Raw genomic sequence first — 19,481 nt, 5'->3', positions numbered from 1 at the left:
ACACCGCTTCTGGGCACAGACGGCCGTCGCGACGGCCTACGCGGCCTACGACCGGCTGCTCTCCACGACGGTCACACCTACCCCGACGCCGACGCCGACGCCGACCCCGACCCCGACGCCGACGGTCACCCCGACCTCGACCCCGACGCCGACCCCCACGGTCACGCCGACGCCGACGGTCACCCCGACACGATCGCCCCGTCCGTGCCCCTGGGCCTGGCGTCGGCGGTCAGGACGGCGACGACCGTGTCGCTGACCTGGCAGGCGTCGCGGGGACCAACACCAGCCCGACCGCGTTCACGCTCAACGGCGCGGCCTGCACGATCGGCTGAGCAGGCGACCTGACCGAGAGGTGCAGGACGGGCCCCATCCAGCCGTGCGCTGGGTGGGGCCCTCCTGCATGCGCACGAGGCCGTCCGCACGCGGGCATCTGCACGCGCATGACAAAGGCCCCGACCAGCACAGGTGCTGATCGGGGCCTTCACTCACCGGTCGGGGTGGCGGGATTCGAACCCACGACCTCTTCGTCCCGAACGAAGCGCGCTACCAAGCTGCGCCACACCCCGGTTAAGCGTGCCCAGGATAGCCGAGGTCACCCCCTGCGACGAAACCGGGTCCCACCGCGGACGGATCGCCGACCGATCGGTCGCCGGACATCACGCGAGGGGTCGGTGGATCAGGGGGCCGACGGGCGGGCGACGAGCGTGAGCAGCGTCGCCTCGGGGCGGCACGCGAAGCGGACCGGGGCGTACGGCGAGGTGCCGAGCCCGGCCGACACGTTGAGCCAGCTCGAACCGGCACCGCCCGGGGCGTCCGGTCGGGGGCCCGGCCAGCCGTGCAGTCCCTTGGCGCGCTCGGTGTCGAGGTCGCAGTTGGTGACGAGGGCGCCGTAGAACGGCAGCGCGAGCTGGCCGCCGTGCGTGTGCCCGGCGAGGATCAGGTCCGCGTCGTCGTCGTGCATCGCGTCGAGGACGCGGCGGTAGGGCGCGTGCGTCACCCCGACGTGCAGGTCGACCGGGGCGTCGCCCGTGCGGGCGTCGTCGGGGCCACCCGCGGCAGGGAAGCGGTCAAGATCCAGGTGGGCGTCGTCGACGCCGACCAGCGAGATCCGTCGGCCCGCGACGTCGATTGCGGCCCGCTGGTTCGTGAGGTCCGTCCAGCCCGCGCCGGTGAACCGCGCGGCGAGCTCACGCCACGGCATGTGGGTGGTCTCGACCGGGCGACGGTCCCGCGCGTCGGGCAGCAGGTAGCGGGCGGGGTTCTTGGCCATCGGCGCCACGTAGTCGTTCGAGCCCATGACGAACGCGCCAGGCTTCGCGAGGTGCGGCTCGAGAGCCTCGAGGAGTGCGGGCATGGCGTCGAGGTGCGCCCAGTTGTCGCCCGTGTCGACGACGAGGTCCGCGTCGAGCGACGCCAGGTCACGCACCCAGTCGATCTTGCGACGCTGACCGGGCGTGAGGTGCAGGTCCGCGAGGTGCAGGATGCGCAGCGGCTCCTGCCCGGCGGGCAGCACCGGCACGGTGACCTCACGCAGGGCGTACCAGCGGACCTCGACGAGCGTGGCCCAGGCGAGCGCGGACGCGCCGGCGAGGGCCAGGGCGCCGAGCGTCCTGGCGGGGGTCGATGCCGTCACGGCTTCTTGCCGCCGCCGTTGCCGGGCGGATTCTGAGGACCAGGCTGAACCGGTTGCACCTGCGCGTTCGGGTCGACCGCAGGCGGCTGACCGTTCGACAGCTGCACGGTGATGACCGAGCCCTTGGTGACCTTGGCGAACGCGCCGGGCGACTGGGTCGCCACCGAGCCCGCCGGCACGGTCGACGCGACCTGGTCGGGAGCGACGCTGATCCGGAATCCGGCTGCCTTGAGGGTCGCGGTGGCGGCGTCGACGCTCTGCCCGACGACATTCGGCACCGAGATCGGGACGCCGTTGATCTCCAGGGTGCCAGCAGGTGCGAAGGCCGGCACCGAGACACCCGCGAGAGCCTGGGTCATGAACCGGCTCCACGTCGGCGCCGCGATGCTCGAGCCGAAGACGTTGTGACCCGGCGAGTAGTAGCGCTTGCCGTTGATCGTGATGTTCTGCATCTTGGTGAACGAGTTGGGGAAACCGACCCACACGGCAGCCGCGAGGACGGGCGTGTACCCGAGGAACCAGGTGTCCTCGTTCGCACTGGTCGTCCCGGTCTTGCCGGCGCTCGGGAACGGAGGTTCCTGGACGCCCTTAGCCGTGCCCTTCCAGACATTGCTCAGCGCATAGTTGACCGCGTTCGCGATCCGGGGCTCGAGCGCCTGACGGCAGTTGGCCTGCGGGACCCCGAGCTCCTTCCCGTCCGAGTCGCGCACGCTCGTGATGGCGATCGGCTCGCAGAAGGTGCCGCCCGAGGCGAAGCCGGCGAAGGCCGCGGCCATCGTCAGCGGCGCAACCGACTGGGAGCCGATGACGTTGGCCGGCAGCGGGTCGAACGGCCCGTCACCCGACTGGCCGCCGCCCTTGTGGATGCCGAGCGAGGACGCGGTGTCCATGATGTCGCAGAGGTCGAGCTCGCTGGCCATCTTGATGTAGCCCGAGTTGACGGAGTTCATCGTGGCCTGGAGCACGGTCATGTTCCCGCCCGAGCCCTCGGCGTTGCCGAACTTGTACGGTGGGCCGCTGAGCTGAGAGCAGCGCGCCGAGAACTCGCTCATCTGGTAGGTGCGAAGCTTCGCGTCGATGTTCTCGTTGAGGGAGTGGCCGTCCTTGAGCCACTGAGCCAGCGTGAACGGCTTGAAGGTCGACCCGGGCGCGAACCCGCTCGCCGAGCCGTACTTGTAGTCGGTGTTGTAGTTGACGGCGGACTCGCCGGGCCCCTGGGTCTGGGTGGGGTTGTAGTTGGTCGTCTGCGCCATCGCCGTGACCTTCCCGGTCCCGGGCTCGATGACGGAGATCGCGGACGCGACACCCGACGGGTCGCTCACCGGGACGCCGTTCTTCACCTCGGCGTCCGCGAGCGCCTGCTGGTGCGGGTCGATCGTCGTGGTGATCGTCAGGCCGCCGCGGTACAGCAGGTTGACGCGGTCGGTCCTCGTGGCGCCGAACGCCGCATCGCTGGCGATGATCTTGGTGACGTAGTCGCAGAAGTATCCGGACCCCGGAACGATGTCGCCCGCGGCCATGCACCCGACCTTCGTGTCCTGGACGTGCAGCATGCTGGCGAGTGGGGTCGCGATCCCGGCGGTGTACTCCGCGACCGTGATGTACCCCTGCTCCTTGAGCAGACGGAGCACGACGTTGCGACGGGTCTCGGAGTCGGCCGTGTTCTTTGCCGGGTCCCACTTGGTCGGGCTCTGGGTCACGCCGGCGAGAGTGGCGGCCTCCATGTAGTTGAGCTCGGAGGCGTGCTTGCTGAAGTAGTGGTTGGCGGCCGACTCGATGCCGTACAGGTTGATGCCGAACTGCGCGATGTTCAGGTAGCCCTCGAGGATCGTCTGCTTCGGCGTGCTCTTCTCGAGGGCGATCGCCAGCTTGGCCTCGCGGAGCTTGCGGCTGTAGCCCTCAGCGCCCTTGGCCTCCTTCGCGGCGGCCGCAGCGGCGTAGTCGCCCGACTGGAGCGCGGCCTCGATGAGGGTGTTCTTGACGTACTGCTGGGTGAGCGTCGAGGCGCCCTCGGTCGCGTTGGGGTTGAGGACGTTGCGGACCCCCGCGCGCAGCATGCCCGTGGGGTCGATGCCGCCGTGCGCGTAGAAGCGCTTGTCCTCAGTGGCGATCACGGCGTTCTGCATGATCGGCGCGATGTCGGCGATGGGCACAACCACGCGGTTCTCGGCGTAGAACGTCGCGAGCACGCTGCCATCCGCCGCGAGCATCGTCGACTTCTCCGACAACGGCTTCGCCGCGAGCTCGCTCGGCAGGTTGTCGAACGTCGTGACGGCAAGGTTTGTCGTGCCTTTCACCACCGCGACCGCGGGCAGCACCATCGCGCCCGCGAGGACGCCGCCGACCACGGCGATGAGCGCGAACGACAGGAGCAGCGCGAGCGCCTGGAACGCGTTGACCTGGCGGCCTCGTGCGCGCGGAGAGTAAGCCATGTTCGTAGGGTACGGGAGACCCGTGCGGAAGCCCGGCGGTCCCGCATCAGGACGTCTGACCTGCACCGGACCTGCACACAGTGCCATTTTCAGTGCCTGATCGGTCCGGTTGCTGGGGGTTCAGGGTGTTCCTCTTGCACCGAATTGACCCGATCGGAGGATCGCGCAACCCACCCCTGAGGCACTACGTTCCGGGCAGGGCGTCTCCAGGCGCCAACGGGAGCGCCGGTCACGGCCGACGGCGGCAGGGCGAAGGAGCAGACGCGTGACCATGCTGCAGGATGCTCATTGGGCTGCGGGGGCAGCATGCGGTTTCGGCAAGGTGGCTCCGGACGCGCTGTTCGTCGAGGGGGCAGCGCAGCGGGATGCGCGCGCGGTCTGCACGGGGTGCCCCGTGCGCCTCGAGTGCCTCGCTGACGCGCTCGACAACCGGATGGACTTCGGTGTGTGGGGCGGGATGACGGAACGTGAGAGGAGAGCGCTCCTACGGCGTCGTCCCGAGGTCAGCTCCTGGCGGGCCGAGCTCGTCCCGGCGGGCGAGCTGTCGATGGGTGCCCGCTAGACCGATCCGGTCCGGCCGCGCCCGCTAGTCTGGGGCGCATGGCCACCACCTGGGAGTACGCAACCATCCCGTTGATCATCCACGCCACCAAGGCGATCCTCGACCAGTGGGGCGCCGACGGCTGGGAGCTCGTCCAGGTCGTCCAGGGTCCCGACGCGGGTCTGGTCGCCTACCTCAAGCGCCCGACGGGCGAGCGTTGAGCACCGCGGCCGAGATCCAGGGCCGCCTCGACACGCTCGGGCTGACCCTGCCGACCGTCGCCGCGCCGGTCGGGTCCTACGTCCCCGCGCTCCGCGTCGGGTCGACCGTCTACACGTCCGGCCAGCTGCCGTTCGTCGACGGCGCGCTGCCGGCGACCGGCAAGGTCGGCACCGGGCCCGGTCTGGTCGACCCCGCGGATGCCGCCGGGTACGCGCGCCTCGCGGCCCTCAACGCCCTCGCGGCCGTCGCCTCCGTCGCGGGTGGGCTCGAGAACGTCGCACGGGTGGTCAAGGTCGTGGGGTTCGTCGCGAGCGACCCCGCGTTCACCGGGCAGCCCGCCGTGGTCAACGGCGCGAGCAACCTGCTGACGGCGCTTCTCGGCGACGTCGGCGTGCACGCACGCTCGGCCGTCGGTGTCGCGGTGCTCCCGATGGACTCGCCCGTCGAGATCGAGCTGGTCGTCGAGCTCGTCTAGCCGGTCTGCGACCGCGCCGGGAGGGTCCCTCCCGGCGCGCACCCAGGTCAGCGGGCGCGGCGCTCGAGCCGGTCGGCGTCCAGGAGCACGACGGCGCGACCCTCACGGCGAACCCAACCGCGCGCGGCGAAGTCGGCGAGCGCCTTGTTGACGGTCTCGCGCGACGCGCCGACGAGCTGTGCGAGCTCCTCCTGCGTGAGGTCGTGCGCGACCCGCACCCCCTCGTCCGTCGGCTCGCCGAAGCGGGTCGCCAGGTCGAGCAGGGCCTTCGCGACGCGGCCCGGGACGTCCGAGAACACCAGGTCGGCGAGCGCCTCGTTCGTGCGGCGCAGCCGGTGCGCCAACGCCTTGAGCAGGTGCTTCGCGACCGTCGGGTGCTGCTCGAGCCACGCGACGAGCTCGACGTGGGCGAGCTCGACGAGCTCCGCGTCGGCGACGACCGTCGCGGTCGCGGTGCGCGGGCCCGGGTCGAACAGGGACAGCTCGCCGAACATCTCGCCCGGACCCTGGATCGACAACAGGTTCTCTCGCCCGTCGCTCGACCGGCGACCGAGCTTGATCTTGCCCGAGCGGATCACGAACAGACGATCGCCTGGATCGCCTTCGTGGAAGAGCACATCCCCACGAGCGAACGAGACAGGGTTCATCGACTCGATGAGCGCACGCGAGTTCTCGGGGTCCATCTCCGCGAACAGTGGCGCAGACAGCACCACGTCGTCCTCCACGGGAAACCTACCTTCTGCTGCAGCAACGACCGTCGGAGACAGTCTGCCGCATCACCTGGGCGAAGGTGATGCAGGGAGGCCCGCGAGCGCGGCCAGCGGGTCGAGGGTGAGGTGGTCGATGAACTTCGCCGTGGTCGTCGCGATGACGTCGTCGAGGTCGCGCTGGTACGACGCGAGCCGTTCGTCGAGGCGGTAGAGCTCGTCGAGGTGGTGGATCTCCGTGATCGGCAGGCTGTGCCGGAGCAGCTTGTCGAGGTCCGCGTGCGCCGGCGGGGTCGTGTGCACGGCGCCGTCGAGCAGGAGCGTGAGGTCGAGCCCGAGCTGGTCGGGCGGGGCGACGCACGCCAGGGCGAGGTCGATCCGAGCGGTCACGAGGCGTCGCCAGTAGGAGACCCGGGCACGTTCGGCACGCAGCGCGCGCCGGCTGCTGCGCAGCTCGGACAGCCTCACGCTCTCGGACGCCAGCACGTTCATGTCCTGTCGGAAGAGGTTCGTCCCGACGTGAAGGACGCTTGTCCAGGTCTTCGACGCTGCGACCTGGGGACTTGAGCCCGACTCACCTGGACGGGGTCAGGATCACCCAAGGGGAGCAGTGGGTGGGGGTGCACACGTAGGCTGACGGCGTGACGACGCGCCGGTGGCAGGACGAGACCCAGCTGGCGCGGGTGCGTCGGGCCCGCAGGATCAACCGCCTTCTCGGCCTGCGCTACCCCGACGCGCACTGTGAGCTGGACTTCACGAGCCCTCTCGAGCTGCTCGTCGCGACCGTGCTGTCGGCGCAGACGACCGACGTGCGGGTCAACCAGGTGACTCCCGAGCTGTTCGCCCGCTATCCCGACGCGCTGTCGTACGCGCAGGCGGACCGGGCCTTCCTCCAGGAGCTCCTGCGGCCCACCGGCTTCTTCCGGGCCAAGGCCGAGTCGCTCATCGGGATCGGCCAGGCCCTCGTGGAGCGGTTCGACGGTCAGGTCCCCGGTCGGCTCGAGGACCTCGTGACGCTCCCCGGCGTCGGGCGCAAGACCGCCAACGTCGTCCTGGGCAACGCGTTCGGCGTCCCCGGGATCACGGTCGACACCCACGTCGGGCGGCTCGCGCGCCGGCTGGGCTGGACCACGGAGGAGGACCCGGTCAAGGTCGAGACGGACCTCATGGTGCTGCTCGAGCGGTCGGAGTGGACGATGGCGTCCCACCGGCTGATCTTCCACGGGCGTCGGACGTGCCATGCCCGGACGCCGGCGTGCGGCGCGTGCCCGATCGCCATGGACTGCCCGTCGAACGGCATCGGCGAGGCCGACCCTGAGCTGGCCGCGGCCCTCGTCAAAGGCTGAGCTCGTCAAGGGCTGAGCCCGTCAGGAGCTGAAGGGCGCGACCTCCCGCAGCCAGGACAGCAGCAGCGCGTTGACGCGGTCGGGGGCCTCCTCGGCCAGGAAGTGCCCGGCGTCGGGGATCAGCTCGAACCGGTAGCCCGCACCGAGCCGGGTGAGCAGCCGGCCCGTCGCCGCAGCGGTGGCCGCCGGGCGGCACCCGTCCTCGCCACCGTGCAGCTGCAGCACCGGCACCGCGGGCGCGGTCCGGAGCGCACCGAGGTAGCGCTGACCGTCGACGCGGGGCGCCGAGCGCACGAGCCAGCGCGAGCGTTCCATCGCGGAGTGCGCCGCGAACGGCACGCGCGCGGCCTGGCGGTACGTGTCCTCGATCTCCGGCGTCGTCCAGCCGCGCGCGCCCCACTCGCGCAGGAGCCGGACGACCAGGTCAGAGCTCGCCATCGCCCGCTCGGGCAGCGAGGGCAGCTGGAAGTACGCGACGTGGCGGGCAGCCCGCGGGCGCAGGGAACCGAGCGGCTCGGCCCTGGCCTGGAGGGGGTGCGGGCAACCGAGCACGGCGATCGCGGAGGTCACGTCGGGTGCGATCGCGGGCATCGCCCAGGCGATCTCGCCGCCGGTGCCGGTGCCGACGACGACGGCACGGTCCGCACCGAGCGAGCGGACGAGGCCCGCGACGTCCCGGGCGAGCGTCGGCACGTCGTAGCCGTGCGGCGGCTTGTCGGAGGCGCCCGTGCCACGCAGGTCCATCGCAGCGACCCGGTAGCCGGCGGCGGCGAGGACGGGCAGCTGGTGGCGCCACGCCCACCAGAACTCGGGCATGCCGTGCAGCAGCACCACGAGGGGGGCGTCATGGTCGTCGGGCCCGGCGATCGCGACGTGGAAGCGTGCGCCGTTCGCCGGCACGAACTGGTGTCGCCACGGCCCGTCGATGAGCAGGGTGGAGGCGTCGACGTTCATCACAGCGAACCTACCGGCTCAACACGACGGGGTGCACCGCTCAGCCGCCAGCGAGCGACGCGGTGCGGGAGACGTCCGCCGCGAGGGCAGCGGTGTCGCCGACGGTCTCCGGGTCAGGCTCCGACGGCTCGCCCGACCCGGGATCGGACGAGGTCGGCCGGCTGGTCGCGGCCGCCCGACGGTCCTTCGGGGGGTCGAACCGGTAGCCGACGTTCCGGACGGTGCCGATGAGCTGCTCGTGCTCGGGACCCAGCTTGGCGCGGAGCCGACGGACGTGGACGTCGACGGTCCGGGTGCCTCCGTAGTAGTCGTAGCCCCAGACCTCCTGGAGCAGCTGGGCCCGCGTGAACACCCGCCCGGGGTGCTGCACGAGGTACTTGATCAGCTCGAACTCCTTGTACGTGAGGTCGAGGGGGCGACCGCGCAGGCGGGCCGAGTACCCGCCCGGGTCGATGACGAGCTCGCCCGCCATGATCTCCTGCGGCTCGGTGGCCACACCCTTGACCGCCGCGCGCTCCATCACGAGCCGGAACCGGGTCTCGACCTCGACGGGCGTGGCGTTCTCGAGCACGATGTCGTCCGCGCCCCACTCGGCGGTCACGACGGTCAGACCGCCCTCGGTGAGGACCAGGACGAGGGGCACCATCAGCCCGCTCGCCCGCAGGACCCGGCACGTCGTCCGCGCGATCGCGAGGTCGCGCCGCGCGTCGAGCACGACGATGTCCGCATCGGGGGCGTCGACGAGCGCGGACGGCTCGACGGGCAGGACCCGGATGCGGTGCGAGAGCAGCCCCAGCGCCGGGAGGACCTGGGCGGAGCCACCGGAGGCGGACGTGAGCAGCAGCAGATCTGCCACTGGCGGGACCTCCTTGGGAACGAGTGGTGCCACGGTATCGCGACGCGATGGGCGTCGGAGTCTCGTCCAGTGGGCGGAGACACACCGTTCTGCGCGTGCAGGGATGCGAGAATCAGGGTGTGCCCGGTTCCTTCCTCCTCTCCGCGACCGCATCTCGTGGTCTGACGCGTGGTCTGTCGCGCCGTCGGCTGCGCACGGTCGGATGCGTCGGCGCGGGCCGACGTCGGGCCCGGTAGCGCGTGCAGGTCTCCACGCGGGCTGTGCTGACGGCTGTCCTGGCCACGCTCGTCGCCGTCGGCGGCTATCTCGCGACCCTCACGTTCGGTGAGCTGCCGCTCGCGGTCGTCGTCGGCGCGCTCGCTGTGCTGTTCGCGTTCGGCTGGCCGATGCTCACCGACCTGCCGAGCCGGCCGGGCTCGGGTGCGGTCGTGGCGCTCGGCGGCGCAGGAGCGGTGGCCGTGGTGTATCTCACGGTCGGCGAACCGTTCCTGCGGGCCCTGCCGGTCGTGTTCGGCGCAGCGATAGTCCTGACGTTCATCAACGAGCTGCTGCGCACCGACGGCCGGTCGCACCTCGTCGAGTCGGTGTCGGGCACCGTGGCGGGCACGCTCATCGCCGCCTGCGCCGCGGGCTGGGTCGCCACGCAGCGCGCCCCCGGTGGGGCCGGCCTCGTCATCGCCGGGGCGCTCGCGCTCGCGGTGGGGTCGGCCGTCTGCGCGCTCCGCGTGCCCGGGTGGGCCGGTGTCAGCATCACGACGGGTGCCGCGGTCGTCGCTGGTGGGCTCGGCGGCGCCGTGCTGCGCGGGCTCGACCCGGTGGCCGGCGCGCTGCTGGGTCTCGCCGTCGGTGTCCTGGTCGCCGCGATCCACGAGCTGTTCGACCGGTTGCCCGCGCTGTCGCGCGTCCCGGCCTCCCTCGCGGCCACCGTCCTGCCCGTGCCGGTGACGGGTGTGCTCGTGTACGTCGTCGGCCGGGTCATGGTGGGCTGAGCCATGCTGCTGCGCGTCGTCGTCGTCCTCGCCGTCCTGGTCCTCGCGACCGGGCTGGGCCTGTGGTGGAACGCCCGCAACGGTCGCTTCACGGTCCGCGACGCCGCACAGCGCGACACCGCACCCCGCGTGGCCGCCACCGAGCTGGGTGCAGCGCTCGGCAGCGAGCTGACGTTCCTGCAGTTCTCGAGCGAGGTCTGCACGCCGTGCCGCCGCGCCGCCGTCGTGCTCGGGCAGCTCGCGACCGAGCGCCCCGGGCTCGCGCACGTCGAGATCGACGTCACCGAGCACCTCGACCTGGTCCGCCGGTTCGACGTCATGCGCACCCCCACCGTGCTGGTGCTGGACGCCGGCGGGGTCGTGGTCGGGCGGATGTCCGGCGCCCTGGACCGCCGCCACGCCCTCGCGGCCCTCGAGTCCTGTCCGGGGACCGTCAGCGCCCGCTGAGCCCCTCCGTGCGCACCAGCGCACCGCGGCTGCGGGCGATCCCCGCGCAGTGCCGCACCCCCGTCGTGCCAGGTCGCACGGCCTCGAACGAATCCCCTGTCTCGCCCTCGTCCCTCGCCCCATCCTCCAGGAGGAACCATGACCGACCCGATCTCGTCCACCCCGCCGCCGTCCGCACAGCGCCCGTCGAGCCCGCTGCCGCCCGTGAGCCCGGTCGGCATCGACCCGCGCGGCCCCCGGGTCGGCGCAGCGATCACCGCGGTGCTGCTCGTCGTCGTGCTCCTGCTCAGCGGTGGTCCCGCGCTCGCGCTGCTCGCGGTCATCGCCGCCCTGTTCGCCCTCGGCGCCGTTCGCGGCGCGCAGGGGACGGTCCAGGGACTGGTCTTCCGGGAGCTCGTCCGCCCGCGCCTCGCGCCCCCGGCCGAGCTCGAGGACCCGCGCCCGCCCCGGTTCGCCCAGCTCGTCGGCCTGATCATCACGGGTCTCGGCGTGCTGCTCGGGCTCGCGGGTGTCACGGCCGCCGTCCCGGTCGCTGCGGCGCTCGCGCTGGTCGCCGCGTTCCTCAACTCGGTGTTCGGCCTGTGCCTCGGCTGCGAGCTGTACCTGCTCGGCGTCCGGCTGCGCTCGCGGGCCGCCTGACCCGCACGCGCCTCCGTGCCTGAGCGGGCCGGTGCCTGAGCGGTTCAGTATCCGAGCGGTTCAGTACACGAGTGCCTGCGCGCCTTCGGCCAGGATCTCCTCGACGAACACCGCGGCACCCGCGATCCGGATGCCCGGGAGCACGTCGTCGGGCCCGAAGCCGCGGCGCGCGGCGCACTGCGTGCAGACCGTGACGGTGCCGGCGTCCAGGACGACCGCGAGGAGGTCGGCGAGCGGCGCCGCGTGGTCGAGCGCGACGTCCGTGGTGCGACCTGGCAGCCCGAGCCACGCGGCCTCCCCGGTCAGCCACAGGCTCACGTCCGCACCGGCCGCCACGGCCGCCGCCGCGACCGTGAACGCCTGGTTCACGGTCTCGGGGCGGTCGGCCCCGCTGGTGGCCTTGATCACGAGGCTGCGCGTCGGCGTGGTCATCCGGACAGCCTAGGGCGGGCGTGTCGTTAGGATCGGGGCATGGGTGCACTCGAAGCGTTTTTCATCGGCCTTCTGGTCATCACCACGCTGACCATCGCCTGGTTCGCAGGGCTCGTGGTCCTGCGCCTGTACAAGGGCCAGCGCTGAGCGCAGGCGTTCGACGAAGGCGGCTATGACGTTCATCATCCCGGAGGGCCTCGCGCCCGAGGTGTACCCCCTGGCCTGGCTCGTGGGTCGCTGGCACGGCGAGGGCGTCGTGGGCTACCCCGGGATCGACGAGTCCGCGTTCACGCAGGACGTCGACTTCACGCACGACGGCGGCCCCTACCTCGCGTACACCTCGACGATCCGTCTCGTTGTCGCCCCCGACGACGCGGCAGCCCTCACCGATCCCGACGCCGCGGTCGTGCCCGCCGAGCCCGGCCCGGTGTGGTCGACGGAGTCCGGGTACTGGCGCGTCCCGCCCGAGCGTCCCGACGGGCTCACGGCCGACCGGGCCCCGGTCGAGGTCCTGCTCGCCGACCCGGCGGGGCACCTCTCGCTGTACCTCGGGGCCGTGGGCAACGGGCGCATCGACCTCGTGAGCGACCTCGTCGCCCGCACCGCGTCGGCCGTCGAGGTCACCGCCGGCAAGCGGCTCTACGGGCTCGTCCACGGCGACCTGATGTGGGCCTTCGACCTCGCGGCGTTCGGGCACCCGATGCAGACCTATGCGTCCGCGCGGCTCGTGCGCGCGGACGGCGCCCCCACGGACGACGAGGACCAGCCATGACGACCCCCAGCCCCCTGCTCGCGCGGCACGGCGCCGTCGCCGGCTCGGGCGTCGACGCGGGGGTCGCCTTCCACTACGGCGACCCGACGGCCGAGCAGCGAGCGCTGGCTCGCGGCGGCGCGGTCGTCGACCAGTCGAACCTCGGGGTCGTCCGCGTCGCTGGGCCGGACCGCCTCACGTGGCTGAACTCGATCACCTCGCAGGAGCTCGCGACGCTCGCCCCGCGGACCTCGACCGAGCTGCTCGTGCTCAGCCCGCAGGGGCACATCGAGCATGCGGCGGGCGTCGTGGACGACGGCGAGGCGACCTGGCTGATCACCGAGGGCGCCGCGGCGCCCGAGCTCGCGGCGTGGCTCGACCGGATGCGCTTCATGCTGCGCGTCGAGGTCGCGGACGTCACGGCCGACTGGGCCGCGATCGGCGAGCCGGTCGGAGCCGAGGGCGCCGAGGGCGAACCCGTCACCTGGCGTGACCCGTGGCCGCACACCGCTCCCGGCGGCACCCGCTACGGACCCGACGACGCGGACCACCCCGGCGCCGACCGCGCGTGGCGACTCGTCCTCGTCCCGCGGGCCGACCTCGTCCAGGCTGTCGCCGCGCGCGAGTCCGCCGGCTGGCCGCTCGTGGGGACGTGGGCGAGCGAGGCCGCCCGGATCGAGGCGTGGCGCCCCCGCGCCGGTCGTGAGGTCGACCACCGCACGATCCCGCACGAGCTCGACTGGCTGCGCACCGCGGTGCACCTGCACAAGGGCTGCTACCGGGGCCAGGAGACGGTCGCGCGCGTGCACAACCTCGGCCGACCGCCGCGACGCCTCGTGATGCTGCACCTCGACGGCTCCGGCCACCTGCTGCCCGAGCCGGGCGCGGAGGTCCGGGAGTTCGGCGAGCTCGCGTCGGGTGGCGAGGTCGGTCGGGTCGTCGGGCAGATCACGAGCGTCGCGCGGCACCACGAGCTCGGGCCGGTCGCGCTCGCGGTCGTCAAGCGCTCGACGCCCACGGACATCGAGCTCGTCGTCGACTGCGACGGTGGCGCGGTCGCGGCCGGCCAGGAGGTCATCGTCCCGGGGGAGGGCGTGTCCGCCGACCGACCGGCGCCGCGGGGACCCGTCGCGCACGGCCTGGGGCAGCACCCGAGCCTGTGACCCGGACGACCGGGCAGGCGGTGCATGCGGTGAGGCGGCGATGAGCACGGTACGGGCCGACGGCGAGCCGGGCTCGCGCCGGGCCACGCGCGTCAACCTCGACGCCCGCATCCGGCAGGGTCGGGCGCGCGTGCGGTCGTCGGCGTACCCGATCGTTCAGGCGGCTGTCGCCGTGGCCGTCGCTGCGGCCATCGGCCGGTACGTCCTCGGCCACGAGTACCCGTTCTTCGCGACCGTCTCCGCGTGGGTGTGCCTCGGCTTCAGCGCCGACCGGAAGATCCGGAAGGTCGCCGAGCTCGCCGTCGGGGTCGCGCTCGGGGTCGGGCTCGGGGACGTCGTCGTGCGGCTCATCGGCAGCGGACCGTGGCAGGTCGCGCTCGTGCTCCTCGTCGCGGCGACCACCGCGCGGTTCCTCGACCGCGGCGTGACGTTCACGACGCAGGCGGGCGTGCAGGCGCTCGTCATCGTCGGGCTGCCGTCGCTCGGGGCGTCGGGTGGAGGGTTCGGGCGGTGGACCGACGCGGCCGTGGGTGGCCTCGTCGCGCTCGCGGTCACGGCGCTCACCCCGAGCGACCCGCGCCGGCCTGTGCGGGCGCAGTCGCGAACCGCGACGATCGAGCTGGTCGGGATGCTCCGGACGCTCGCGCGGGGGTGGCGCACGCGCACCGTCCAGGACGTCGAGGACGCCCTCGTGCGCGGGCGGGCGTCGCAGCCCGCGCTCGACGACTGGCACGACGGCGCGGCCAACGCGCGCGAGCTCGCCCGGGTGTCACCCGCGTGGCGGCGCCACCGGGCCGAGCTGGGGGCGCTCGGGCAGTCCGCGGTGCTCGTCGACCGGGCGATGCGGAACGCCCGCGTGCTGGCCCGGCGCTCGCAGTCCCTCGTGGACTCCGAGGCGCCGCACGAGCTGGCGGGGGTCGCCACCGCCGTCGACGCCCTCGCCCGCGCCACCGACGCCCTCGGGACCGCGATGATGACGGGTGCGACTCCGACGCGGGCGCGCACCGAGCTGCTCGCGGTCACCCGGAGCCTCGACCCGTTCGTGCTCGCACCCGACGACTGGCAGGTCCAGAGCCTCGTCCTGCTGCTGCGGTCGCTGGCCGTGGACCTGCTCGAGGCCGCCGGGGTGTCCCCCGGAGAGGCCCGCGCGGCGCTGCCCGAGCTCTGAGGGTCGTCCCCGTGCGCCGTATCTGTACGCGGCCGAGGGCGGGGTGTGTACGGTCGGTGCATGGAGGTAGCAGTCAGTGCTCTGCGCGCCGACCTGCGGCAATGGATCGACGCCGCACGGTCCGGCGAGGACGTCGTCATAACCGAGCGCGGCATCCCCGTGGCACGGCTGTCGGGGGTCGCGTCGTCGGACCTGCTCGCGCGCCTCGAGCGCGACGGGCTGCTCACCCCGCCCACGACGCAGCGTCCGCCCGCCGAGGTCGAGGCGCACGGAGCGGGTCGCCCCGCGAGCGCCGTCTCGGACCTCGTCCGCCGGCTGCGGCGCTGACGCGGCGCCGGCGATGGCCCTGGTCTACCTCGACGCGAGCGCGCTCGTGAAGCTGTGCGTCGACGAGCCCGGATCCGAGCTCGCGGCCGCGCTGTGGGACGGCGCCGACGTCGTCGCGACCTCCCGGATCGCCGACGCCGAGGTGCGGGCGACGCTCGCCTCGGGCCGGCGCTCGGGTCGGCTCGACCCCGCCGCGGCCCGTCGTGCGCTCGACGCGTGGGAGCGGCTGTGGCCCGCGCTGCGCGTCGTCGAGGTCACCGCGGAGCTGGCCGACCGTGCCGCGCGCCTCATCGCCCGCCACCCGCTGCGTGGCGGGGACGCCCTGCACCTCGCGGCGGCCCTCACGCTGAGGTCGCCCGACCTGGTCGTCGCGGTGTGGGACGAGCACGTCGCCGCGGCGGCCCGCGCGGAGCACCTGCGCGTCGTGCCCTGACCGGCGCCCACCCCGTAGGCTCGGCGCGTGATCGGTACCGCGCAGACCCTGCTCTACCTCGCCTTCTACGTCGCGATCTTCGCGCTGTCCGTGTGGGCGCTCGTCGACCTCGTCCGGCGCCCGCCCGGTGCCTTCACGTCGGCGGGCAAGCGCACGAAGAACTGGTGGATGGCGGTCCTCGGGGTGGCCGTGGCCGTCGCGTTCATGGCGATCCCCTTCCCGATCGGCTTCGGGTACCTGTCCTTCCTCGCGCTGCTCAGCGCCGTCGCCGCGATCGTCTACCTCACCGACGTCCGGCCGGCGGTCGCGCCCTACTCGCGCCGGCGCGGGCCGCGCGGACCCGGCGGGTCGTCGCGCGGCGGCTGGTGACGACGACGGCGCGGCGGCCGCTGCGATGAGGGCCGTCGTCCAGCGCGTCACGCGTGCGTCGGTGACGGTCGACGGGCAGGTTGTCGGCGAGATCGACCGACCGGGGCTCGTGGCGCTCGTCGGGGTGACGCCCGGGGACGGGCCCGCCCAGGTCGAGCTCATCGCGCGCAAGATCGCCGAGCTGCGCATCCTGCGCGACGAGCAGTCGGTGTCCGACGTCGGTGCGCCCGTGCTGGTGGTCAGCCAGTTCACGCTCTACGCGGACACCCGCAAGGGCCGCCGCCCGACGTGGAACGCCGCAGCGCCCGGTGCGATCGCCGAACCTCTCGTCGAGGCGGTCGCCGAGGCTCTGCGGGCGCGCGGGCTCGAGGTCGCCACCGGGGTGTTCGGTGCGGACATGGCCGTCGAGCTCGTCAACGACGGTCCGGTGACGATCTTGTTGGAGAGCCGACCGCACGAGTGAGCCGGCCGCCGGCTCCGGCCGCTGGGTCGAAGTGAACGATCGTGCTATTTTCTCGGGATGACCTCGACCAGCACTGCGGGCAAGGGCGATCGGACGCGTGAGGCGATCCTCGCGCGCGGCGTCGACGTGGCCTGCCGGGTCGGGCTGGGGGGTCTGACGATCGGTGACCTGGCCGCCGGTTCGGGGCTCTCCAAGAGCGGTCTGTACGCCCACTTCGGCTCGAAGGAAGCCCTCCAGCTCGCGGTGCTCGACGCCGCCGCCCAGGAGTTCGGTGACGTCGTCGTCGTCCCGGCCCTCCGCGCACCTCGCGGCGAGGCACGCGTGCTCGCCCTCCTCGAGGGCTGGCTCGCGTGCGGTCGGCTGCGGCTCCCCGGCGGGTGCCTGTTCGTCAAGGCCAGCACCGAGCTGGACGAGCAGCCGGGGCCGGTCCGCGACCGGTTGGCCGAACGGCACCGCGAGCTCGTCCGGTCCATCGCGCGGGTCTTCGCCGGCGGGATCACCGAGGGCCAGTTCCGCACCGACGCCGACCCGTACCAGTTCGCGACAGACCTCTACGGCGTGATGCTCGTCTACTACCACGCACACCGGCTGCTCGCCGATCCCCAGGCCGAGGAGCGCGCGCGGGTCGCCGTCGCCGCACTGCTCGACGCCGCACGGCCCGGTGCCGACCGGCCCGCCGCCCCCCGACACGAAGCACCCCGACACGAAGTCCCAGCAGGAGCCGACCGATGACCTTCACCCAGCCCGTCCTGGCCCGCCGCCGTAGCGAGCGCCTGCTCGCCGCCGCCCGTCTCACTGCGCTGCGGGCGACCTTCATGGTGCTCGACGTCGTGGCCCCGTCCGTCGCGGCAGCCAGGGCGCTCGACCTGTGGTGCACGCTGCCGGCCAACGCGGGGCGCCGCAAGGACTTCCGGCCGGGCCCGGGCGAGGTCGCGCGCGTGCGCCTCCCGGACGGCGGCGAGGTCGCCGTCGAGTCGTGGGGCTCGGGACCGGTCGTCTACCTCGTGCACGGGTGGGGTGGCTGGCGCGGCCAGCTCGGCGCGTTCGTCGCACCGCTCGTCGCCGCGGGCCACCGGGTCGTCAGCTTCGACGCGCCGGGCCACGGCGACTCGGACCCCGGCGTGCTGGGGGTCGGGCGGGGCAACGTCATGGAGTTCATGGCGGCCCTGGAGGCCGTCGCTGACGAGTTCGGGCCGGCCGAGGGCGTCATCGCACACTCGATGGGCTGCACGACGGCGTCGATGGTGGTTCGCAGCTCGCTGTCCGCGCAGCGGCTCGTGCTCGTCGCGCCGAACCACGACTTCGTCGGGATCACCGAGGACTTCGCCCAGCTGCTCAACTTCACCGAGCGGACGAGGTCGCGGCTCCAGCAGGACATGGAGGACTTCTGCGGGCGGCCGATCCGGGACTTCGACCTCGCGCCGCTCGGGGCCGACGGCACCATGCCGCCGACGCTCGTCGTGCACGACCGCCGCGACAAGGAGACCCCGTACCAGGTGGGTGTCGACCTGGCGGCGGCGTGGCCGAACGCGACGCTCGTCAGCACCGACGGGCTCGGCCACCAGCGGATCCTCAACGACGCGAGCACGATCGCCCTCGCCGTCGGCCACCTCACCGACCGGGTCGGCGCGACGCCTCGCGACTGACCGGTCCGCCGTCGGCCCCGCCGCAGCTCCGCGACACGGGGAAGGGTAGTCCGCGGCAGGATGGGCCGGGTGGAGATCCAGACGATCCTCGGGGACATCACCCGTGCGCAGGTCGACGCGATCGTCAACGCGGCGAACAGCTCGCTGCTCGGCGGCGGCGGGGTCGACGGCGCGATTCATGCGGCCGCCGGGCCGGCGCTGCTCGCCGAGTGCCGCACGCTGCGCCGCACCGTGCTCCCGCGGGTCTGCCCGTCGGCGACGCGGTCGCGACCGGTGCGGGCCGGCTGCCGTGCCGATGGGTGATCCACACCGTCGGGCCGAACAGGCACGCCGGGCAGACGGACCCGGCGCTGCTGACCCGGTGCTTCACGCGCTCACTCGACGTCGCCGCGGAGCTCGGCGCGACGAGCGTCGCGTTCCCCGCGGTGAGCGCGGGGGTCTACGGGTGGGACGTGCACGAGGTCGCGACCGTGGCCCTCGCGGCGGCGCGGGAGTGGGACGCCGCGCACCCGGGGCACGGGGTCGACGTCGTGCAGTTCGTGCTCTTCAGCAGCCGTGCGCTCGCCGCGTTCCGGGACGCGGCGAGCGCAGGGTCGGCCTAGGCGCGGACGCCCGGACGGTCAGGCGCCCGCGGCGTCGAGCGCGGTGATCTCCTCGGGGGCGAGCAGCAGGTCGACCGCGCGCACCGAGTCGAGGATCGTCTCGGGACGCGACGATCCCGGGATCGGGATGACGACGGGTGCCTGCGCGAGCTCCCAGGCCAGGGCGACCTGCTGCGGGCTCACGTCGTGCGCGGCAGCGACGTCGGCGAACACCGCATGCGCCGAGCCGAGCGCCGCGGCGTTCGAGATGCCACCGAGCGGGCTCCACGGGAGGAACGCGATGCCCAGCTCGGCGCAGAGGGCCAGCTCGGGCTGCGACGAGCGGGACGCCGGCGAGTACTGGTTCTGCACCGACACGAGCCGGCCGCCCAGGATCTCCTGCGCCTGCCGGATCTGCTCCGGGTTCGCGTTCGAGATGCCGGCCATGCGGATCTTGCCGGCGTCGAGCAGCTTGACGAGCACGCCGACCGAGTCGGCGTACGGGACGCGCGGGTCGGGACGGTGGAACTGGTACAGGTCGATCGCCTCGACACCGAGCCGGCGCAGCGAGCCCTCCACGGCCTCACGCAGGTGCGCGGGCGAACCGTCCTGGGTCCAGGACCCGTCCCCGGGGCGCAGGTGGCCGCCCTTGGTCGCGACCAGGACGGTCGACGCGTCGCCGCCCCACGTGCGCAGGCCCTCGGCGACGAGGGTCTCGTTGTGCCCGACGTCGGTCGCCGTCAGGTGGTAGGAGTCGGCGGTGTCGATGAGCGTGATGCCCGCGTCGAGCGCGGCGTGGATCGTGGCGAGCGCTCGGTCGCGGTCGGGGCGGCCTTCGATGGACAGCGGCATGCCGCCGAGGCCGATCGCGCTGACAGGGGTGTCTCCGATGAGTCGTGTCTGCATG

At 73.1% G+C, this 19,481-nt stretch carries 25 protein-coding genes, 1 tRNA gene and 1 pseudogene; 17 read left to right on the top strand and 10 right to left on the bottom strand.

Features of this window, described 5'->3' with window-relative positions:
* Positions 1–45: 45 nt before the first annotated feature.
* From DDP54_RS18115 to DDP54_RS05585, 4 genes are all read right to left on the bottom strand, one after another.
* Positions 46–183 (bottom strand): hypothetical protein, encoded by a 138-nt coding sequence (locus DDP54_RS18115; RefSeq protein WP_158274457.1) that lies wholly within the window; start codon positions 181–183, stop codon positions 46–48.
* A 309-nt stretch (positions 184–492) separates the two neighbouring features.
* A tRNA-Pro gene (locus DDP54_RS05595) sits at positions 493–566 on the bottom strand.
* 110 nt (positions 567–676) lie between these two features.
* Positions 677–1,633 carry a metallophosphoesterase gene (locus DDP54_RS05590; protein ID WP_109130904.1) on the bottom strand — a complete coding sequence of 319 codons (957 nt, stop codon included), beginning with the start codon at positions 1,631–1,633 and terminating at the stop codon, positions 677–679.
* A complete protein-coding gene (locus DDP54_RS05585) occupies positions 1,630–4,065 on the bottom strand; it encodes a transglycosylase domain-containing protein (RefSeq protein WP_109130903.1) in 2,436 nt (811 codons plus the stop codon). The genes DDP54_RS05590 and DDP54_RS05585 overlap by 4 nt, the downstream gene beginning before the upstream one ends.
* A 271-nt stretch (positions 4,066–4,336) precedes the next feature.
* Between DDP54_RS05585 and DDP54_RS05580 the strand changes: the two genes are divergently transcribed.
* Genes DDP54_RS05580 through DDP54_RS05575 form a run of 3 tightly spaced genes read left to right on the top strand, consistent with a single transcriptional unit; the run spans position 4,337 to position 5,303 of the window.
* Positions 4,337–4,627, top strand: coding sequence for a WhiB family transcriptional regulator (locus DDP54_RS05580; protein ID WP_109132383.1), 291 nt, complete (start codon positions 4,337–4,339; stop codon positions 4,625–4,627).
* Positions 4,628–4,665: 38 nt separating this feature from the next.
* The gene (locus tag DDP54_RS17940) at positions 4,666–4,827 is read left to right on the top strand and encodes a DUF4177 domain-containing protein (protein WP_146192365.1); all 162 of its coding nucleotides are present in this window, start codon (positions 4,666–4,668) and stop codon (positions 4,825–4,827) included.
* Entirely contained in the window at positions 4,824–5,303 is a 480-nt protein-coding gene (locus DDP54_RS05575; protein ID WP_109130902.1) for a RidA family protein, read from the top strand. Before DDP54_RS17940 ends, DDP54_RS05575 begins: the two co-directional genes overlap by 4 nt.
* 47 nt (positions 5,304–5,350) lie before the next feature.
* Here the strand turns inward: DDP54_RS05575 and DDP54_RS05570 are convergent, their stop codons facing one another.
* Both DDP54_RS05570 and DDP54_RS05565 read right to left on the bottom strand, forming a co-directional pair.
* Positions 5,351–6,028, bottom strand: a complete 678-nt coding sequence (locus DDP54_RS05570; RefSeq protein WP_109130901.1) for a Crp/Fnr family transcriptional regulator — start codon at positions 6,026–6,028, stop codon at positions 5,351–5,353.
* Between the two features lie 51 nt (positions 6,029–6,079).
* Entirely contained in the window at positions 6,080–6,502 is a 423-nt protein-coding gene (locus tag DDP54_RS05565; RefSeq protein WP_109130900.1) for a hypothetical protein, read from the bottom strand.
* Positions 6,503–6,651: 149 nt separating this feature from the next.
* On the opposite strand from DDP54_RS05565, the gene nth reads away from it, so the two are divergent.
* The gene (gene nth, locus DDP54_RS05560) at positions 6,652–7,356 is read left to right on the top strand and encodes an endonuclease III (RefSeq protein ID WP_109130899.1); all 705 of its coding nucleotides are present in this window, start codon (positions 6,652–6,654) and stop codon (positions 7,354–7,356) included.
* Positions 7,357–7,377: 21 nt separating this feature from the next.
* Here the strand turns inward: nth and DDP54_RS05555 are convergent, their stop codons facing one another.
* Both DDP54_RS05555 and DDP54_RS05550 read right to left on the bottom strand, forming a co-directional pair.
* Positions 7,378–8,310, bottom strand: a complete 933-nt coding sequence (locus DDP54_RS05555; protein WP_197711322.1) for an alpha/beta hydrolase — start codon at positions 8,308–8,310, stop codon at positions 7,378–7,380.
* 40 nt (positions 8,311–8,350) lie between these two features.
* The gene (locus tag DDP54_RS05550; RefSeq protein WP_242448240.1) at positions 8,351–9,166 is read right to left on the bottom strand and encodes a response regulator transcription factor; all 816 of its coding nucleotides are present in this window, start codon (positions 9,164–9,166) and stop codon (positions 8,351–8,353) included.
* A 239-nt stretch (positions 9,167–9,405) separates the two neighbouring features.
* On the opposite strand from DDP54_RS05550, the gene DDP54_RS05545 reads away from it, so the two are divergent.
* From DDP54_RS05545 to DDP54_RS05535, 3 genes are all read left to right on the top strand, one after another.
* On the top strand, positions 9,406–10,155 hold the full coding sequence (locus DDP54_RS05545) for a hypothetical protein (RefSeq protein ID WP_109130897.1): 750 nt from the start codon (positions 9,406–9,408) through the stop codon (positions 10,153–10,155).
* 3 nt (positions 10,156–10,158) lie between these two features.
* A complete protein-coding gene (locus DDP54_RS05540; protein ID WP_242448239.1) occupies positions 10,159–10,602 on the top strand; it encodes a thioredoxin family protein in 444 nt (147 codons plus the stop codon).
* A 138-nt stretch (positions 10,603–10,740) separates the two neighbouring features.
* A complete protein-coding gene (locus DDP54_RS05535) occupies positions 10,741–11,241 on the top strand; it encodes a DUF4395 domain-containing protein (RefSeq protein WP_109130896.1) in 501 nt (166 codons plus the stop codon).
* Positions 11,242–11,301: 60 nt separating this feature from the next.
* Here the strand turns inward: DDP54_RS05535 and DDP54_RS05530 are convergent, their stop codons facing one another.
* The gene (locus DDP54_RS05530; RefSeq protein ID WP_109130895.1) at positions 11,302–11,673 is read right to left on the bottom strand and encodes a DsrE family protein; all 372 of its coding nucleotides are present in this window, start codon (positions 11,671–11,673) and stop codon (positions 11,302–11,304) included.
* Between the two features lie 172 nt (positions 11,674–11,845).
* Between DDP54_RS05530 and DDP54_RS05525 the strand changes: the two genes are divergently transcribed.
* From DDP54_RS05525 to DDP54_RS05480, 10 genes and pseudogenes are all read left to right on the top strand, one after another.
* A complete protein-coding gene (locus DDP54_RS05525; protein WP_109130894.1) occupies positions 11,846–12,445 on the top strand; it encodes an FABP family protein in 600 nt (199 codons plus the stop codon).
* Positions 12,442–13,587, top strand: a complete 1,146-nt coding sequence (locus DDP54_RS05520) for a folate-binding protein YgfZ (RefSeq protein WP_109130893.1) — start codon at positions 12,442–12,444, stop codon at positions 13,585–13,587. The genes DDP54_RS05525 and DDP54_RS05520 overlap by 4 nt, the downstream gene beginning before the upstream one ends.
* 40 nt (positions 13,588–13,627) lie before the next feature.
* Positions 13,628–14,755 (top strand): FUSC family protein, encoded by a 1,128-nt coding sequence (locus DDP54_RS05515; RefSeq protein ID WP_109130892.1) that lies wholly within the window; start codon positions 13,628–13,630, stop codon positions 14,753–14,755.
* Positions 14,756–14,815: 60 nt separating this feature from the next.
* On the top strand, positions 14,816–15,082 hold the full coding sequence (locus DDP54_RS05510) for a type II toxin-antitoxin system prevent-host-death family antitoxin (RefSeq protein ID WP_109130891.1): 267 nt from the start codon (positions 14,816–14,818) through the stop codon (positions 15,080–15,082).
* Between the two features lie 13 nt (positions 15,083–15,095).
* Entirely contained in the window at positions 15,096–15,515 is a 420-nt protein-coding gene (locus DDP54_RS05505) for a type II toxin-antitoxin system VapC family toxin (RefSeq protein WP_109130890.1), read from the top strand.
* Between the two features lie 27 nt (positions 15,516–15,542).
* Positions 15,543–15,884: a DUF2516 family protein gene (locus DDP54_RS05500; RefSeq protein ID WP_109130889.1), complete on the top strand. Its 342-nt coding sequence runs from the start codon at positions 15,543–15,545 to the stop codon at positions 15,882–15,884.
* Positions 15,885–15,909: 25 nt separating this feature from the next.
* A complete protein-coding gene (dtd, locus tag DDP54_RS05495) occupies positions 15,910–16,347 on the top strand; it encodes a D-aminoacyl-tRNA deacylase (protein WP_109130888.1) in 438 nt (145 codons plus the stop codon).
* Positions 16,348–16,404: 57 nt separating this feature from the next.
* A complete protein-coding gene (locus tag DDP54_RS05490) occupies positions 16,405–17,079 on the top strand; it encodes a TetR/AcrR family transcriptional regulator (protein ID WP_109130887.1) in 675 nt (224 codons plus the stop codon).
* Entirely contained in the window at positions 17,076–17,993 is a 918-nt protein-coding gene (locus tag DDP54_RS05485) for an alpha/beta fold hydrolase (protein WP_109130886.1), read from the top strand. Before DDP54_RS05490 ends, DDP54_RS05485 begins: the two co-directional genes overlap by 4 nt.
* Before the next feature lie 69 nt (positions 17,994–18,062).
* Positions 18,063–18,595: pseudogene (locus DDP54_RS05480) on the top strand (O-acetyl-ADP-ribose deacetylase).
* An 18-nt stretch (positions 18,596–18,613) separates the two neighbouring features.
* On the opposite strand, the gene DDP54_RS05475 reads toward DDP54_RS05480, so the two are convergent.
* Positions 18,614–19,480, bottom strand: coding sequence for an aldo/keto reductase (locus DDP54_RS05475; protein ID WP_109132381.1), 867 nt, complete (start codon positions 19,478–19,480; stop codon positions 18,614–18,616).
* Between the last annotated feature and the right edge of the window lies 1 nt (position 19,481).

Source organism: Cellulomonas sp. WB94 (assembly GCF_003115775.1).
Classification (GTDB): Bacteria; Actinomycetota; Actinomycetes; order Actinomycetales; family Cellulomonadaceae; genus Cellulomonas_A.
The sequence above is the reverse complement of the archived record's forward strand: the minus strand, read 5'-3'. Positions and strand labels throughout refer to the sequence as shown.

What these genes read in the sequence shown, in the direction of transcription:
- DDP54_RS05540 (WP_242448239.1), top strand. Translation starts at nt 10,159, where the DNA reads ATGCTGCTGCGCGTCGTCGTCGTCCTCGCCGTCCTGGTCCTCGCGACC.
- DDP54_RS05505 (WP_109130890.1), top strand. Translation starts at nt 15,096, where the DNA reads ATGGCCCTGGTCTACCTCGACGCGAGCGCGCTCGTGAAGCTGTGCGTC.
- DDP54_RS05515 (WP_109130892.1), top strand. Translation starts at nt 13,628, where the DNA reads ATGAGCACGGTACGGGCCGACGGCGAGCCGGGCTCGCGCCGGGCCACG.
- DDP54_RS05490 (WP_109130887.1), top strand. Translation starts at nt 16,405, where the DNA reads ATGACCTCGACCAGCACTGCGGGCAAGGGCGATCGGACGCGTGAGGCG.
- DDP54_RS17940 (WP_146192365.1), top strand. Translation starts at nt 4,666, where the DNA reads ATGGCCACCACCTGGGAGTACGCAACCATCCCGTTGATCATCCACGCC.
- DDP54_RS05485 (WP_109130886.1), top strand. Translation starts at nt 17,076, where the DNA reads ATGACCTTCACCCAGCCCGTCCTGGCCCGCCGCCGTAGCGAGCGCCTG.
- DDP54_RS05555 (WP_197711322.1), bottom strand. Translation starts at nt 8,310, where the DNA reads ATGAACGTCGACGCCTCCACCCTGCTCATCGACGGGCCGTGGCGACAC.
- DDP54_RS05535 (WP_109130896.1), top strand. Translation starts at nt 10,741, where the DNA reads ATGACCGACCCGATCTCGTCCACCCCGCCGCCGTCCGCACAGCGCCCG.
- DDP54_RS05520 (WP_109130893.1), top strand. Translation starts at nt 12,442, where the DNA reads ATGACGACCCCCAGCCCCCTGCTCGCGCGGCACGGCGCCGTCGCCGGC.
- DDP54_RS05510 (WP_109130891.1), top strand. Translation starts at nt 14,816, where the DNA reads ATGGAGGTAGCAGTCAGTGCTCTGCGCGCCGACCTGCGGCAATGGATC.
- DDP54_RS05530 (WP_109130895.1), bottom strand. Translation starts at nt 11,673, where the DNA reads ATGACCACGCCGACGCGCAGCCTCGTGATCAAGGCCACCAGCGGGGCC.
- DDP54_RS05565 (WP_109130900.1), bottom strand. Translation starts at nt 6,502, where the DNA reads ATGAACGTGCTGGCGTCCGAGAGCGTGAGGCTGTCCGAGCTGCGCAGC.
- DDP54_RS05580 (WP_109132383.1), top strand. Translation starts at nt 4,337, where the DNA reads ATGCTGCAGGATGCTCATTGGGCTGCGGGGGCAGCATGCGGTTTCGGC.
- dtd (WP_109130888.1), top strand. Translation starts at nt 15,910, where the DNA reads ATGAGGGCCGTCGTCCAGCGCGTCACGCGTGCGTCGGTGACGGTCGAC.
- DDP54_RS05475 (WP_109132381.1), bottom strand. Translation starts at nt 19,480, where the DNA reads ATGCAGACACGACTCATCGGAGACACCCCTGTCAGCGCGATCGGCCTC.
- DDP54_RS05585 (WP_109130903.1), bottom strand. Translation starts at nt 4,065, where the DNA reads ATGGCTTACTCTCCGCGCGCACGAGGCCGCCAGGTCAACGCGTTCCAG.
- DDP54_RS05525 (WP_109130894.1), top strand. Translation starts at nt 11,846, where the DNA reads ATGACGTTCATCATCCCGGAGGGCCTCGCGCCCGAGGTGTACCCCCTG.